This is a genomic window from Neobacillus sp. S1115 (assembly GCF_055385565.1).
The window spans coordinates 2,309,467-2,324,744 of the sequence record NZ_AP038275.1 but is presented as its reverse complement, the minus strand read 5'-3'; the positions used below and the strand labels follow the sequence as shown (position 1 = coordinate 2,324,744).

Here is a 15,278-nt window from a genome sequence, read left to right as displayed (position 1 = left end):
CCTCCCTTCTTTAATGTTCGCTGATGGACATTTTAAATTCTATCTTGCTTAGGAAAAATGATAAGATCGTTGTCATAATTAAGTATAGCAGGGCTGCGGCAATATAAAATTCGATAAAGGCATAGTTTGTTGAGGCGAACCTTTGTGAGGTCATCATCAACTCTGAAACGGTGACAAGGGAGGCTAGTGATGAATCTTTTAATAGTGTAATAGATTCATTGCCGATTGCCGGAATGCTGACCCGAAATGCCTGCGGAAAAATAATTCTGCGCATAATGGTCGGATAGCTTAACCCCAACGATTGGGCCGCTTCCATTTGACCCTTCGGGATTGAGAGAATACCGCCCCTTAAAATTTCCGCAATATACGCACCGGCATTGATTCCGAGCGCCAAGACGGCTGCAGAGAATGGCGCTAATTCAACTCCTATTTGCGGCAAACCGAAATAAACCAGAAATAATTGAACCAATAAAGGCGTTCCACGCAGTGTCCAAATATAAAAGTTAGCAAACAATGAAAATGGCTTAAATTTTGAGATCTTCATGATGACAATGATAATTCCCATTACCAATCCTAAAGCGATGGAAAAAATGAAGATTTCAAGTGTCGTCACAGATGCTTTTAGCAGAAATGGAACATATTGCTCCACTAGAGAAAAATCTAACATTTTTTCAGCCCCTTATCGGATATCTTTTCCGAACCACTTTTTGCTGATGGCTTCAAAGCTTCCGTCTTTTTGCATATCAGCTATTACCTTATTGATTTCTTTACGAAGTTCATGATCTTCCTTGCGAATGGTCATACCAGCCTTCTCCGTATTCAATAAGCCATCAATAGCCTTAAAGGAATACTTTTGATCGATAATGATTTTAGCACCGACACCTTGGTCCGTTGCTACGCCATCAAGCCTTCCTGCTGCCAGGTCCTCAAAAGCAAGAAAGTCATTTTTATATAATTTGACATCTGCTCCATTCTTAGTAGCCATTTCTGCAGCTGTAGTCGAAATCGTTACACCGATTGCTTTGCCTTTCATATCTTTTGCTGTTTTAATAGAAGAATCGTTTGGAACAAAGAGCTGGTTTCCGGTCGTGAAATAATTGTCGCTAAATGAAACCTTGTTCTTTCTTTCTTCCGTAATCGCCATATCAGAAATGATAATATCAAACTTTTTACCTATTAATGCAGGAATCATACTATCCCAAGGAGTGGCTACAAGGACGGGTTTCACACCAAGTCTTTTGGCAACTTCATTAGCGATTTCCACATCAAAGCCTTCTAACTTATTACTTTTGTTGATGTAGTTATACGGAGGATACGCTCCTTCAATGGCAACATGAATTTCACCTTTATCCTTTATCGCCTTAAGGGTGCCGCCATCTGCCGAGCCGTTGGTCTCTTTACTGCCACCGCACGCTGCCATAATCATCATTAAAAAAATTAAACCCATTCCTAGTACATACTTTTTCATTTGTAATTCACTCCTTTATATTAGTTTTAAAATTAAGATACCGTCTCTTTTTTAATCATTAATTCTTGGAGCGTATTCACGTTCACTTCGATCCCCAGTCCCGGTTTGCCACTTAAATGGACGAATGGGATTTGATATTCCAGGTTGCCAATGTCCTTACTAAAAAGTAATGGCCCGGTTAATTCTGTACTGGTAATATTTTTTCTGGCAATGGCGGTATGATAGCCGGCCGCAGAACCGATAGAGGATTCGACCATCGAACCAATCTGGCAGGAGATTCCTGCAGATTCTGCGGTTTTTGCCATATGAATAGCTGGATAGATCCCGCCTGTTTTCATTAATTTAATATTGATTTTATCTGCAGCACCTTTTTTAATAATTTCGATCACATCTGAACCGCCATGAACTGTCTCATCAGCCATAATCGGAATAACCGTTTTCTTTCGCAATTCCGCGAGACCATCAAAATCTCCCATTTTAATCGGCTGCTCCAGCCATGAAATACGAAGCGGGTCAAGTAATGGCAAGACTTGAGCTGCTGTTGCGTAATCATTCCAGCCCTGATTAACATCAACCCGAATTGGGACGCCGTATCCAACTGCTTCACGGACGGCCTTTATTCGTTCAACATCTTTAAAAGCCTCTGTTCCAACCTTTAATTTTAAAGAGCGGTATCCTCTTTCGACGGCTAGTTTTGCTTTTTCCGCCATTACCTCTGGCTCCTCGATGCTTAACACTTTAGGAAAAGTAAGTTCGTCATGGTATTTTCCGCCAATGAGATCATAAACCGGCTTCACTAAATATTTCCCCATCAGATCATAACAAGCTATATCAACTGCTGCCTTGGCTGCCGGATTGGCATAGATGCGACTGTCCATCATATGGTGAATTTTTTCAATTTCAAATGGGTTCTCCCCCATCACAGCAGGCATTAATTGGTGTTTTAACACCTCCATCGCACTAAAGAAAGATTCTCCTGTCACATGCTCATCAGGAACTGCTTCCCCATATCCTGTTAAACCATCATCCGTTTCCAGCTTTACAATGACAGAAGGCATGTAGTCATAAGTGTCATATGAAATAATAAAAGGTGTTTCTAAAGGCAGGTGAATCCCAATGATGTCTGCTTTAATGATTTTCATGTTGATCTCCCCTTCACGTTAGCGACAAGTGTCGTTTCACTGTCGCTAATTGGTTGTTTTTATAATATACTGAAAAATCCCAAAAATCAATCGTTTTATTGGTTTAATATAAAATAGTTTTTTAGTTTCTCAGAGATGTTATAAAGCGCACGCGGACGGCCTTGATCATATGGCTGCTCCTCCCCTGTAATGTGTATAAAATCATGATCAAGAAATCTTTTTATAAACCTCTCTGCTGAACGCCTGCTTACCGCTAAGTAATCGGCCAATTCCTGCGCTGAAAATGAACGAAATTGGTTAAGCCTAATAAAATCAAAAAACCTTAGCAAATTTTTAGAGGTCATTTTAAGCTCAACGGCTAATAATTGAATATCGTGATCTTCATTTTTTAAAATATATTGTTTTTCATTTTCAAATAAGGGACCTATTAATTTTTTGTCTTCGTCCAGCAGGAAAATTGTTGTCTTTTCTGTTGAATGTTTTTCAGTAAAGTATAATGCTCCTTTTGCATGGTTTTCCGCATCTTTCATGGTGTAACCGTATCCGATACCAATTTGCATGGAGGATTTAATTTTCTCTTCTAGTTCAAAAACTTTTTGCAAATGTTCCTTCTGAACTTCCTCTAAGGATCCTCGATTAGTATAAATAAGAAACGGCTGATAGTGATCTAATGAAATCTTTGCGTTTAATTGTCGTGCCATTTCGTTTAAATATTGCAGCATTTGGAGCCGGAATACCTGATCATCCTGAGGGTCTGGCTGATTTACTTTCAATGAAATGACAGCAATTTGCGAATCCTTGGTTTTCTTCAGTTTAGTCAATGTAATGGCTTTTTCCAGACTCTCTTTTAAGGCTTGCTTGGGCTGGACCATATGAATGGTCGGAACACCTAAATTCTGAAGCTCTTTATAAACAGCATGTATACTTGTTAAAGCAAACTGTGTTTTTTTTGCAAAATAAAGGTCTTTGTGAAACCGGACAAACTGTGAAATATCAAAAGCAGACTTCTCTTTTTCTAACTGATAGATCCACGGGTAATCTTTTACATAAAGAGGACCATTTGAAATCTTTATTTCTTTTAAGACATTGTCCAGGAAGTCCTTTTTGGGCAAGTCAATTGAAATCTTTTCAAGCGAAATTTTCTCATGAAGGTAAACCGAAAATAAGGATAAGGAAACCATAAACTCGTTAAATGTAGAGTACGTTGCCAATATCCGAGATTCGTTTATTTTTTCCTGACCGTAATAATAGGCAATAACTCCTGATAATAGCAAGATATCAGTCTCTATCCCTGCCTTTTCAATCAAATGATCGATTTCCCACGGAGAGTCATACGTGTAGTTGATAAATTTTACATCAGGAAATAAGTCGTAGAATTCGGAAATAGCATCAATAAATAAATTTGAACCAATTACACCAATAACGTCCAACATAACACTCCTTCCTAATTTATTTAATTTCGAGTATATCATGTAACAAGAAAAGTGTAACCAAGTATTTACATATTAAATAGTTTTGCCAATGCCAATAAAAAAAGACCGAGTTGACTCAGTCTTTTTTCATCTCAATCAATAATAGATGGGATGTTTCATTTGCTTTAATTTGAATATCTTCTTCAACAATTTCCATGGCATCTCTCGTATTTAAAGAAAGATCATTGATTGTTGAACTTCCTTCGATTTGCACCAAATAGGCTTGTCTTCCTGCACTAACTGGAAAACTGATTTCTTTGCCTTCTTCAAGTTCCAATGAATAGATGTTTGCATCCTGGTTTATTTTGATTGGGGCGTCCCCTTCCTTACTTGAAACCATTTGAAGCCACTGGTTGTGCCGGTCTTCCCAATTAAATCGGTAATCACCATAATTCGGCTCATGCCCCGCCCTATCTGGGAGAATCCAGATTTGCAAAAATCGTAATGTCTCGTTGCCAAGATTGTGCTCGCTATGGAAGACACCTGTCCCCGCACTCATATATTGGACATGGCCGCGTGTAACCGTATTTTTGTTTCCCATACTGTCTCCATGTGTAAGATCTCCATTCACCACATAAGAAACAATCTCCATTTCTTTATGGGGATGAAGATTAAATCCAGTACCGGGTGCAACCAAGTCGTCATTGATGACTCTCAACTGCCCGAAATGGATATTTTTCGGATTATAGTACTCTGCAAATGAGAAATGGAAAATACTATTTAGCCAGCCTAAATTACTTCTTCCCATTTTTTCGTTATCTAATTTTCTGAGCATGTCATTGGTCCTCCTTCATTGTCTCTATTAAAATCTCAATTTAAATCATTTTGAATTCGAGATAATTCTAGTACTTTTCTTAGTGTTTGTCAAACTCGCCAAAATCCTCACTTGATTTAAAATGAACGGATATAAAGACCTTCTTATTTTGAAAAAAACTAAATATATTGTCTTATAACCTTCATTAAAGGGGTGTGGACTTTCGTGAAAAAAATAGCTGTTGCCATTATTCATGGGATCGGCAGACAAGACAAGGACTTTGCTTCAGGCATGATTGGCATGCTAAAAAAGAATTTTGCCAAGAAAATAGGAAATTTGGTCACAGACCCTTCTTCCCAGCTGATATTCCAGCCCATACAGTGGTCAGAGGTGTTAGAGGACAGAGAGGAAGAACTTTATGAGAAAATCGTTTTGAACCACAAGTTGGATTATCAAAAACTTCGTCATTTTCTTATTCATTATATGGGAGATGTCATCGCCTATCAGCCTGTGGAGTCAGCAAAGCATAATTACGAAAGAGTCCATGAAAAAATTGCCGAAAATCTTCATGAGCTTGCTAATAATGCCGGCGGGAATGCCCCATTATGCGTGATTTCCCATAGTTTAGGGTCGGTCATCACGAGTAATTATTTCTATGATTTGCAGTATAAAGAAAATGACGGCACTGTAGATGGGAGTCAATTTTCACCTTTAGAAAATGGGGACACTATTACGCTTTTTTATACCTTAGGAACGACCCTTCCATTATGGAGTCTGCGTTATTTTAACTTTGACCAGCCCATCAAAATCCCTTCGCCCAAACTGAAGGAATTCTATCCCGGCTTAAACGGTGAATGGATCAATTTTTATGATAAAGACGATATTCTAGGCTATCCATTACGACCGATCAATGACATTTATAAAAATGCGGTTACTGAGGATAGGCAGGTTAACGTAGGAAATATTTTAACAAGCTGGAACCCTTTGTGCCATATGAGTTATTTTAGAGACAAGGATGTAATTGAAGGAATTGCGGATGGATTGGTTCGGACGTGGAGGCATATAAATAATCGGTAGTTTGTGTGACACGCAAATTCAATTTTGTCCCATAGGTTTGTGCTTATGAGCCTTTCATAACGACCGGGACTTCTTTTTGTTTCCTCCTTTGGGCGTTATGAACTTCTCATAACGACCGGAACTTACTTTGGCTTCCGCCTTCGGTCGTTATGACCACTTCATAACGACCGGGACTTCTTCTTGCTTCCTCCTTCAGGCGTTATGAACCCTTCATAACGACCGGGACTTCTTTTTGCTTCCGCCTTCGGGCGTTATGACCACTTCATAACGACCGGGACTTCTTCTTGCTTCCTCCTTCAGGCGTTATGAACCCCTTCATAACGACCCGACCTTCTTTTTGCTTCCTCCTTCAGGCGTTATGAACCCTTCATAACGACCGGGACTTCTATTTCCTTCCTCCCTCGGTCGTTATGAACCTTTCATAACGACCGGGACTTCTTTTTGCTTCCGCCTCCGGGCGTTATGAACCTTTTCATAACGACCGGGACTTCTATTTCCTTCCTCCTTCGGTCGTTATGAGCCTTTCATAACGACCGGGACTTCTATTTCCTTCCTCCTTCGGGCGTTATGAACCTTTTATAACGACCGGGACTTCTACTTTTTTCCTCCTTCAGGTGTTATAAACGTTTTATAACAACCGCAACCTTTTTTCAATAATGCATGTTATCGGATAAAACAAATCAAAACTGAAAAAAATAACAATAATGTCAACATACAATTAAACATTCGGGGTAATATTCAGATGAATGAAAACCAAATTCAAGCCATTAAAAATCACGCCATTCCACTAAAAGGAATGAATGACTTCCAGCCGTTAATAGAGGAAATCAATCACCAGAAATATGTATTATTAGGAGAATCCTCACACGGGACTTCTGAATTCTATAAGATTCGGGCGGAGCTAACAAAAAGGTTAATCCAAGAAAAAGGATTCACATTTATTGCAGTTGAAGGTGATTGGCCGGCCTGCCAACAGGTTAATCGCTATATCAAAGGTTACGATAACGAATATACCAATGCCCGTGAGGTATTAGCCGCGTTTAACCGCTGGCCGACATGGATGTGGGCAAATGAAGAAATTATTGGTTTGATTGAATGGTTAAAGGACTACAATCATAACCTGCCAACAGACCGACGGATTGGCTTTTATGGAGTCGATGTTTATAGCTTATGGGAATCGATGGACGAAATCATTAAATATCTTAAAAAAACAAATCCTTCAAGCGTCGAAGGAGCAAAAAAGGCATTCGCCTGCTTTGAACCCTTTAACCGCGAGGGGCAAATGTACGGCGTATCGGCTTCCTTTTATGCAGAAGACTGCCATGATGAGGTCATTAACCTTCTGACAGATATTGTGACAAACAAAAAGAAATATTCAAGCTCCGAAGAAGGCCAATTAAACCTGGAAGTTAACGCAATCGTCACAGCTAACGCCGAAAACTATTACCGGACGATGGTCGTAAATGATAATGAGTCTTGGAATATCCGCGATAGGCATATGGTGGAGGTCATTACCAAAATCGGTTCCTATAATGGTAAAAACGCAAAAGGCATCATTTGGGAGCATAACACCCATGTCGGAGATGCTAGAGCTACGGACATGGCGGATGAAGGGCTTGTTAATGTAGGGCAGCTATTAAGGGAACAGGAAGGACAGAAAAAAGTCTATATTGTCGGATTTGGCACCCATCGCGGGACCGTTATAGCAGCAGATTCATGGGGTGTAGATTTTAAAAGAATGATTGTTCCTCCCGCCCAAAAAGGAAGCTGGGAGGACCTGATGCATGAAGCCGGAAATCACGACAAACTGCTTCTTTTCAACGAAACCATTCGGCAGCATTTTTCCAGCAGGATTGGCCATCGTGCAATCGGAGTTGTTTACGATCCCAAGTATGAGCATTTTGGAAACTATGTACCATCAGCCATGGCGGAACGATATGACGCCTTTATCTATATAGCTTCTACAACCGCACTTGAGCCGCTCGCGGTCGAAACAGTATTTGTATAATAAAAAGCCGCTCACAAACTGAGCGGCTCTTTATATAGTTTCAATATTATCTTGCTAACCAGCCGCCATCAATCGCCAGGATATGGCCATTCATATAATTAGAGGCGTCACTTGCAAGGAATACCACCACACCCATTAAGTCAGACGGGTCCGCCCAACGTGCGGCCGGGATGCGGGAGAGAATCTCAGCATTGCGTTTTTCATCCGCCCGAATTGGCGCTGTGTTGTCGGTCGCAATATATCCTGGTGCAATCGCATTAATTTGAATATTATATTCGGCCAGCTCGTTGGCAAACGCCTTCGTCAGGCCGGCAACAGCATGTTTGCTGGCTGTATAAGGAGGAACGAACTTGCCTCCTTGGAATGACAGCATGGAGGCAATATTGATAATCTTCCCGGACCTTTGCTCCACCATGACCTTTGCCACTTCCTGACTGAGCAGGTAGATGGAATTAAGATTGATTTCCATTACGGCATCCCAATCCTCTTCCTTATACTCGAGGATAGGAGCACGGCGGATAGTACCAGCGTTATTCACCAGAATATCAATCCTGCCATATTCTTTCATACATTCTGCAGCTGCCTGCTTAACTTTTGCCCTGTCGCTTAAGTCCGCCTGGAAAAAGACCGCACGCTGTCCAGTCTCTTCGATTAGCTCCTTTGTTTCATTCCAATCCTCACTGCGGGACACCACAAAAAGATCTGCCCCGGCTTTTGCAAGGGCAACGGCGTATGCCTGCCCAAGTCCCTTGTTCCCACCTGTAACGATGGCGACTTTTCCTGCTAGATTGAAAAAATCGAGAGAGAAGGATCTTAGATTATTCGTCATGTCATTAGCCTCGCTTTTTTATATTTTCATACCGCTGTAAAAACTAGCGCAAATCTTCCATTTTCACAAAATCCATGTCAGTGTATGTGATATTCTCACCGCACATACCCCAAATAAATGTATAGTTGCTTGTGGCTGTACCTGTATGAATAGACCAGCTAGGAGAAATAGCCGCCTGCTCGTTTTTCAACACTAAGTGTCTAGTTTCATCTGGTTTACCCATAAAGTGGAAAACACGTGTTTCAGGTTCCATATCAAAGTACAGGTAGACTTCCATTCTCCGTTCATGGGTGTGGCATGGCATAGTATTCCAAACGCTGCCCGGTGCAAGCATCGTTAACCCCATTTGCAGCTGGCAGGACTCGCAAACATTCGGGTGGACATACTGATAAATTTTCCGCTCGTTTAATGTGCCCGGCTCGCCCGTTTCAAGGGGAACAATCTTGTTAATATCAATTTTGACTGTCGGATAGGTATGATGTGCTGGAGTCGAGTTGATATAGAATTTGGCCGGATTGTTTGCATCATTGGAACGGAAAAGGACTTCCTTTGTTCCCTTGCCGACATACAGGCCATCTCTTCCCTGCATCTCATATTCCACGCCATCCAGAATAACCGCACCATCGCCGCCGATGTTGATAATTCCCAGCTCACGGCGTTCAAGGAAATACTCCACGCCAAGCTCTTTATCCAATTTGATTGTCAATTCTTGCTCAGCAGGAGTGACCCCTCCAAAAATCATCCGGTCATTATGTGTATAGGTTAAGTGGACCTGCCCAAGCTCAAATAGGGTTTCCACTAAAAACTCCCTTCTTAATTCTTCCGTTGTGTATTTCTTCATATCCTCGGGGTGAATTGCATAACGAGTTTCCATTATTCATTACTCCTTCATGAAAAATTTATTGTTTCAAAACCTGCCGGCCATTTGCCGGCAGGTCTTGTCAAACGCGGATTCTTCCTACTGTCAAGTTGATTTGCAAACGTTAACATTTACCGTTTATCTATAGTCTATCAAAACTAGTAATATATGTAAACCATTATTGTTAACGTTAACATTTTTCTTCTGTTGGCCGATTTTATTTTTTCTGGCTTTATGAATTCTGCAAGAGAATAAGAGTCTTCGGCAATGCGTCATAGGGCCATTATATGTGACCGTACCTTTGAAGTATACTCTAAATTGGGCTCATAAAACCTTGATATGCGACCGTACTCTTTTACTCTATCAGATTCGGGTGCATAGAGCTCTTATATGCTACCGTACTCTTGATACTCTCTTTGGTTCGGGCGCATAGAGCTCTTATATGCTACCGCATTCTTGATACTCTCTCTAGTTCGGGCGCATAGAGCCTTTATATGCTACCGTACTCTTGATACTCTCTCTGGTTCGGGTGCATAGAGCTCTTATATGCTACCGTACTCTTGATACTCTCTTTGGTTCGGGCGCATAGAGCTCTTATATGCTACCGTACTCTTGATACTCTCTTTGGTTCGGGCGCATAGAGCTCTTTTATGTTACCGTATTCTTGATACTCTCTCTAGTTGGGGCGCATAGAGTTCTTATATGCTACCGTACTCTTGATACTCTCCCTAGTTTGGGCGCATAGAGCTCTTATATGCTACCGTACTCTTGATACTCTCTCTGGTTCGGGTGCATAGTGCTCTTATATGCTACCGTACTCTTGAAAAAAAAACTGGCTTAGAGCATAGAAACTTTGTACAAAAAAGAAGCCACCAAAAAATTTGACAGCTTCTAAAAGCTTGATTTCCAAATTAGTTTAAGTACATTCGGAATCCAATGATGATAAGCAATACAGATAACATTTGAAGGACCACTTTACCTGGTATTTTTTGTGACAAAATCACCCCAAGCTGAGCACCGACCATAACGCCCAATCCTCCCCAGATGATCGTCATCCAATCAAAACTGCCATAATAAAGATGAAGAAGAACGCCAGCAGATGAGTATATGCATAAGGAAAAGATGGATGTTGCTGTTGCCTGGTGAGTAGAAACATGAAACAAATAAATTAAAATCGGAACCAGCAGCCAGCCCCCGCCAATTCCCAAATAGCTTGAGAGAATCCCCATTATAAAACCTAAAGGAAGCAGCCATTTTGACTGAACAAGAGGAATATCTACTGATTCAATCTCTGCTTTATGTAAAGAAAGACCATCCCTTTCTCCCTCTGAACTAACTAGTGTTCTCTTTAATGGAACAGAGGAATTTTTTATCATTAAAAATATGCCCAGACAAACTAGAATACTCGCAAAAAGAATATAGAAAAAGTTCGAAGAGTATAATTGCAGCAGCCAAAAACCGATGAATGAACCAGGCAATGCTCCAATTGCAAGTGTCATTCCCATCCGATAATTTATCTGTCCTTTTCTGGCATACCCTACAACGCCGGATATCCCATTGATTAGGACAATTACCAAACCTGAACCAGCTGCAACCTCTGGTTTTAAATGAAAAACCATTAATAGCACCGGTACAAAAATAAATCCTCCGCCGGCCCCAACTATGGTTCCGTATCCTCCAGCAATGATTCCAATCAGGAGAAGCAGCAGGCCTGTTGAGATATCCATTTTTATGCCTCCTTTAAGAACGAAAACTGGGAATAAAAACACATTCCCAGTTTTCATACTATTTAAATGGTTAGTAAACCTTGGGCATACATTTTCTTCAATTCTTTCTTATCAATCTTTCCAATTGGCGTTAGTGGGAACTGCTCCTGGAAATAAACCACTTTCGGCACCATATACTTTGAAGTGCGCTCCTTACAGAACTGAATAATGTCCTCCTCCGTACAGCTGCTTCCTGCTCTTAGTGAAACAACGACACAGACAGCCTCGCCCCAATCCGGATGTGGAACACCAATACACGCACTCACGGCAACCGCCGGATGTTGATTGACGACCCGTTCAACCTCAGAGGAATAGACGTTCATGCCCCCGGAAATGATCATATCCTTTTTCCGGTCAACAATATAAAGGTATCCGTATTCATCCCACTTGCCAATATCTCCTGTGTAGAACCAGCCATCACGAATGGCTTCCTGGGTCTGTTCCGGCCTTAGGTAGTAGCCTACCAACATGGAAGGTGATTTTACGATAATCTCTCCCATTTCGTTTTGTCCCACATCATGCCCGTTATCGTCAATTACTCGAACTTCAGTAAACAGGCACGGTTTGCCGCAGCTTTTCAAAACTTCCTGGTTATGGTGATAGGCCCAAAAGTGGGCACTTTTTGATAGCCTGGAAATGACGATATTACACTCTGTCATGCCATATTGCTGGCGCATAATCGGACCAAACACTTCGAAGGCTTCCTTAAGTCGCTTGGCTGAAATGGGTGAAGCACCATAAAAGATATTGCGCATGGAACTGACATCATATTCCATGGTTTTCACCTGGTCGAGAAGTCTGTACAGCATGGTCGGGACCACAAATGTAGTAGTAATCTGATATTTTTTAATGGCCTTGATAAAATGTTCTGCATCAAAAGCACGCATTACATAAACATGGACTCCGGAAATCAGGGCTCTCCACAGCAGGGAGCCGCCCGCATGAACGATTGGTGTACTTAACAGCAACCGGTCACGGTCATCTATTGGATCCTCCATCGCAGCAGAAAGGATACCCGCAGCCAAACCTGCCTGGGAATGCATAACGCCCTTCGGTGTACCTGTTGTCCCCCCTGTGTAAGAAAGAAGCGCGATATCTTCCCCTCCCGATACAGGGAAATCCAAATCCTTTTTTTCCACAGGCCATTCGAATATCATATATTTTTCTGGATAGTCGACACCAAAACCTGGAAGCCCAATCACATGAACATTCGGATCATTTGCCTCCTCCAAGTATTCGAGAATGGTCGTAACATGAGGCTTTGTTGCCATGATCACTAATTTCGGTTTTGCTTCCCGCAAAATAAAGCCAACTTCCCGTGTTCCCAGCTTTTCGCCGAGCGGGACTAAGGTTGCGCCAAGCCGCTGGACAGCAAGCCCAAAGATAACTGCTTCTAAGCTATTGGAAATAAGGGTAGCGATATGGGTCCCCCTTCTGGCACCTAAATTGTGTAAATAGGTTGAAACAAGCTCTATTTTTTCTAACAGCTCCCGATAGGTTATCGTTTCCTCAGACGGCAGTAGGGTGACTGCCGGGAGTTCTGCGAATCTCCTTAATCCCTTAAGGAGCAATGCCTGAAAAGTAGTCTGCTGCATAATAAGTCGTCCCTCCTCAAAATTGAATTAATCCCTCAAAAGTTCCTTGGCAATTGTATTTTTTTGAATTTCCGAAGTCCCGGTCAGGATCCGGTACATCCGCGAGCTTCTGTACATTTTTTCAACCGGGTGCCCTTTCACCAAGCCTTGGGAGCCGAATATTTGAATGGCCTTATCGGCAACACGGTTGTTTACTTCTGATGCAAACAGCTTTGCCATGGAAGCCCCTGCCCGCTCTTCTTCTCCCCGGTCGATTTTTTCCACCACATCATAGACCATGCTTCTGGCCGCATAGATTTCTGTGGCCATTTCCGCCAACATATGCTGGATTGCTTGAAATTCACCAATTGGACGGCCGAATTGAACCCTCTTTTTGGCCTGTTCTACTGCTAAATCTAGAAGATGCTGGGCCATTCCTATGAAACTGGCAGCATGAGAGGCACGATTCGTATTGATTCTCTTTAAGCCAAGCAACAAGCCTCTTCCCGGTGCACCGATAATATTCGAAGCAGGCACCCGGCATTGATTAAAGAGCAATTCAGCATGAATTCGTTCTCCTGAAATAGGTACCTGGATGTTTCCCAGTTCAAAACCGTCATTTTGCGGTGTCTTTTTATCAACTAGGAAAGCTGTAATTCTAGGTTTCTCGCCTTCTACTAATTCTTTTGCAATCACAATAGCAAAATTAGCATATGGGGCAGCACTGATAAAATGCTTTTTCCCTGTTAATATGTAGTCATCTCCGTCTCTAACTGCCGTAGTTTCAATGGCAAACGCATCTGAACCGGCATTAGGTTCTGTCAGCGCGAAACAGCATCCAATGTCCCCAGCAACGACCGGAATGACATATTTTTCGATTTGCTCTTTTGTAAAGCTTTCGAGCATCTGGCCGATTCGAAGCGGCCCACCGATTTCCCCAAGTACCTGGCCCCATAAAACAGCACCGGATCGGGCCAATTCTTCTTTCAACAGACAAAGGCCTTTTAAACTGATATCCTGGCCTCCATATTCCTTTGGCAGGTTAATTCCATAGAACCCTAACTCTCTAGATCTTTTTCTGACCCACTTAATCGCCTCCATCGGGATGTCTTCTTCCGCATTCAGGCGCTGCTCTTGTTCATATGGAAGTAATTCATTTTGGATAAACTTGCGCAATTTTTCATGAAGTGTTTTCAAGTCGTCTCCCACAGTCATTACCATTTACGGTCCCTTCTTTCAAATAGAATTTTATTTAATATTTTAAATCTTAAATTAATTATATTTATAAATTATTTTTAAGTAAAATAACCATTTATTATATTTACTTAAATAAAAATTATGTAAAATATAAAAAAATAGCTCCCTATTTTTAATAGGAAACTAGTATTTTAAGGTCGTAGTGTATACTTCAAGACATTTAATAAACTCTTTGGCTGCTTTGGAAAAGTGCTGTTTCTTTGAGCGTACATATCCGAGTTCCATTAAATCATGATGAAAATTCGTCAATGGAATGGGGACAAGCTCACCGCTCAGGTAATACGGATCACTGTTGATTCCGATTTCATAAGAAAGGGTAATCGCCAAGCCTTCTGCAACTGTTTTCTTAATCACTTCTGTATTATTGGTTAAAAACAAAACATCCAGTTCTCCATATTTTGCGAAAAAGTCATCGAGATAAGCTTTCATATTCGGCCCATTGTAAAAAACCAGCGTTTGATCCTGCAGTTCTTGCGGTGTGATACTTTTTTTGCCGGCTAAAGGGGAGTTCCTGCCTACAGTTACAACCACCTTTGCTTCCATCAGTTTGCAAAACTCCAGTTCGTCCTCTTTAGGATTTTCTTTAGGCATATTTAGTAACCCGATGTCTATTTTATTTTGCAGAACATCTTGGATAATTTCTTGGCCGCCTTTTTCATCAATAACAATTCTTACTTCGGGATACTTTTTCTTAAAAAAAGCCAACGATTTGGGCAGGACTGTCAGAAACAAGCCCTGTGTAGAGGATAGGCGCAATTCTTTTTCAATTGTGTCCGAATGTGCTTGGGCGCTGTCCTTCATTTCCTCAAGCTTGCTCATTACCTCATAGGCTTTTTGAATGATGTCCATGCCTTCTTCAGTCGGAATCGTCCCCAATCTCGACCGTTTGAAGATCTTGATTCCTAATTCTTTTTCAAGGCTCGTAATCGCCATACTGATACCGGCCTGGGAAATATGAAGACTTTCCGAGGCGGTAGAAATCGAACGTGTTTCGGCAACTTTAATGATATATTCCAATTGTTCAATATTCATGGATGATTCCCCTTCTGTTTCTCTTTCTAGAATCATACCG

At 41.4% G+C, this 15,278-nt stretch carries 13 protein-coding genes; 2 read left to right on the top strand and 11 right to left on the bottom strand.

The genetic code is table 11. The features are described 5' to 3' along the window. Positions 1 to 10 precede the first annotated feature (10 nt). The 5 genes from ACZ5B7_RS11325 to ACZ5B7_RS11305 all read right to left on the bottom strand — a co-directional run bounded on the left by ACZ5B7_RS11325 (position 11) and on the right by ACZ5B7_RS11305 (position 4,857). Positions 11 to 667: an amino acid ABC transporter permease gene (locus tag ACZ5B7_RS11325; protein ID WP_464493800.1), complete on the bottom strand. Its 657-nt coding sequence runs from the start codon at positions 665 to 667 to the stop codon at positions 11 to 13. 12 nt (positions 668 to 679) lie between these two features. Continuing rightward, positions 680 to 1,468 carry a transporter substrate-binding domain-containing protein gene (locus ACZ5B7_RS11320; RefSeq protein WP_464493799.1) on the bottom strand — a complete coding sequence of 263 codons (789 nt, stop codon included), beginning with the start codon at positions 1,466 to 1,468 and terminating at the stop codon, positions 680 to 682. A gap of 32 nt (positions 1,469 to 1,500) precedes the next feature. Further along, on the bottom strand, positions 1,501 to 2,610 hold the full coding sequence (locus tag ACZ5B7_RS11315) for a mandelate racemase/muconate lactonizing enzyme family protein (protein ID WP_464493798.1): 1,110 nt from the start codon (positions 2,608 to 2,610) through the stop codon (positions 1,501 to 1,503). A 95-nt stretch (positions 2,611 to 2,705) separates the two neighbouring features. Next, the gene (locus tag ACZ5B7_RS11310; protein ID WP_464493797.1) at positions 2,706 to 4,043 is read right to left on the bottom strand and encodes a hypothetical protein; all 1,338 of its coding nucleotides are present in this window, start codon (positions 4,041 to 4,043) and stop codon (positions 2,706 to 2,708) included. 115 nt (positions 4,044 to 4,158) lie between these two features. Continuing rightward, entirely contained in the window at positions 4,159 to 4,857 is a 699-nt protein-coding gene (locus ACZ5B7_RS11305) for a pirin family protein (protein ID WP_464493796.1), read from the bottom strand. A 204-nt stretch (positions 4,858 to 5,061) separates the two neighbouring features. Between ACZ5B7_RS11305 and ACZ5B7_RS11300 the strand changes: the two genes are divergently transcribed. Both ACZ5B7_RS11300 and ACZ5B7_RS11295 read left to right on the top strand, forming a co-directional pair. Continuing rightward, positions 5,062 to 5,913: a chemotaxis protein gene (locus tag ACZ5B7_RS11300; protein WP_464493795.1), complete on the top strand. Its 852-nt coding sequence runs from the start codon at positions 5,062 to 5,064 to the stop codon at positions 5,911 to 5,913. Positions 5,914 to 6,655: 742 nt separating this feature from the next. Beyond that, entirely contained in the window at positions 6,656 to 7,921 is a 1,266-nt protein-coding gene (locus ACZ5B7_RS11295) for an erythromycin esterase family protein (protein ID WP_464493794.1), read from the top strand. Between the two features lie 46 nt (positions 7,922 to 7,967). Here ACZ5B7_RS11295 and kduD read toward each other — a convergent pair whose 3' ends face one another. The 6 genes from kduD to ACZ5B7_RS11265 all read right to left on the bottom strand — a co-directional run bounded on the left by kduD (position 7,968) and on the right by ACZ5B7_RS11265 (position 15,238). Further along, on the bottom strand, positions 7,968 to 8,750 hold the full coding sequence (gene kduD / locus ACZ5B7_RS11290) for a 2-dehydro-3-deoxy-D-gluconate 5-dehydrogenase KduD (RefSeq protein WP_464493793.1): 783 nt from the start codon (positions 8,748 to 8,750) through the stop codon (positions 7,968 to 7,970). A 43-nt stretch (positions 8,751 to 8,793) separates the two neighbouring features. Then, positions 8,794 to 9,624: a 5-dehydro-4-deoxy-D-glucuronate isomerase gene (gene kduI, locus ACZ5B7_RS11285; protein ID WP_464493792.1), complete on the bottom strand. Its 831-nt coding sequence runs from the start codon at positions 9,622 to 9,624 to the stop codon at positions 8,794 to 8,796. Between the two features lie 896 nt (positions 9,625 to 10,520). After that, positions 10,521 to 11,336: a sulfite exporter TauE/SafE family protein gene (locus ACZ5B7_RS11280; protein WP_464493791.1), complete on the bottom strand. Its 816-nt coding sequence runs from the start codon at positions 11,334 to 11,336 to the stop codon at positions 10,521 to 10,523. Positions 11,337 to 11,398: 62 nt separating this feature from the next. Beyond that, entirely contained in the window at positions 11,399 to 12,970 is a 1,572-nt protein-coding gene (locus tag ACZ5B7_RS11275; protein ID WP_464493790.1) for a class I adenylate-forming enzyme family protein, read from the bottom strand. A gap of 27 nt (positions 12,971 to 12,997) precedes the next feature. Next, on the bottom strand, positions 12,998 to 14,170 hold the full coding sequence (locus ACZ5B7_RS11270) for an acyl-CoA dehydrogenase family protein (protein ID WP_464493789.1): 1,173 nt from the start codon (positions 14,168 to 14,170) through the stop codon (positions 12,998 to 13,000). 159 nt (positions 14,171 to 14,329) lie between these two features. After that, positions 14,330 to 15,238, bottom strand: coding sequence for a LysR family transcriptional regulator (locus ACZ5B7_RS11265; protein WP_464493788.1), 909 nt, complete (start codon positions 15,236 to 15,238; stop codon positions 14,330 to 14,332). Positions 15,239 to 15,278 lie beyond the last annotated feature (40 nt).

Bases quoted from the DNA above. Each gene is read 5' to 3' on its own strand.
- ACZ5B7_RS11270 (WP_464493789.1), bottom strand. From the start codon at position 14,170: ATGGTAATGACTGTGGGAGACGACTTGAAAACACTTCATGAAAAATTG.
- ACZ5B7_RS11265 (WP_464493788.1), bottom strand. From the start codon at position 15,238: ATGAATATTGAACAATTGGAATATATCATTAAAGTTGCCGAAACACGT.
- ACZ5B7_RS11275 (WP_464493790.1), bottom strand. From the start codon at position 12,970: ATGCAGCAGACTACTTTTCAGGCATTGCTCCTTAAGGGATTAAGGAGA.
- ACZ5B7_RS11305 (WP_464493796.1), bottom strand. From the start codon at position 4,857: ATGCTCAGAAAATTAGATAACGAAAAAATGGGAAGAAGTAATTTAGGC.
- kduD (WP_464493793.1), bottom strand. From the start codon at position 8,750: ATGACGAATAATCTAAGATCCTTCTCTCTCGATTTTTTCAATCTAGCA.
- kduI (WP_464493792.1), bottom strand. From the start codon at position 9,624: ATGGAAACTCGTTATGCAATTCACCCCGAGGATATGAAGAAATACACA.
- ACZ5B7_RS11310 (WP_464493797.1), bottom strand. From the start codon at position 4,043: ATGTTGGACGTTATTGGTGTAATTGGTTCAAATTTATTTATTGATGCT.
- ACZ5B7_RS11320 (WP_464493799.1), bottom strand. From the start codon at position 1,468: ATGAAAAAGTATGTACTAGGAATGGGTTTAATTTTTTTAATGATGATT.
- ACZ5B7_RS11280 (WP_464493791.1), bottom strand. From the start codon at position 11,336: ATGGATATCTCAACAGGCCTGCTGCTTCTCCTGATTGGAATCATTGCT.
- ACZ5B7_RS11295 (WP_464493794.1), top strand. From the start codon at position 6,656: ATGAATGAAAACCAAATTCAAGCCATTAAAAATCACGCCATTCCACTA.
- ACZ5B7_RS11325 (WP_464493800.1), bottom strand. From the start codon at position 667: ATGTTAGATTTTTCTCTAGTGGAGCAATATGTTCCATTTCTGCTAAAA.
- ACZ5B7_RS11315 (WP_464493798.1), bottom strand. From the start codon at position 2,610: ATGAAAATCATTAAAGCAGACATCATTGGGATTCACCTGCCTTTAGAA.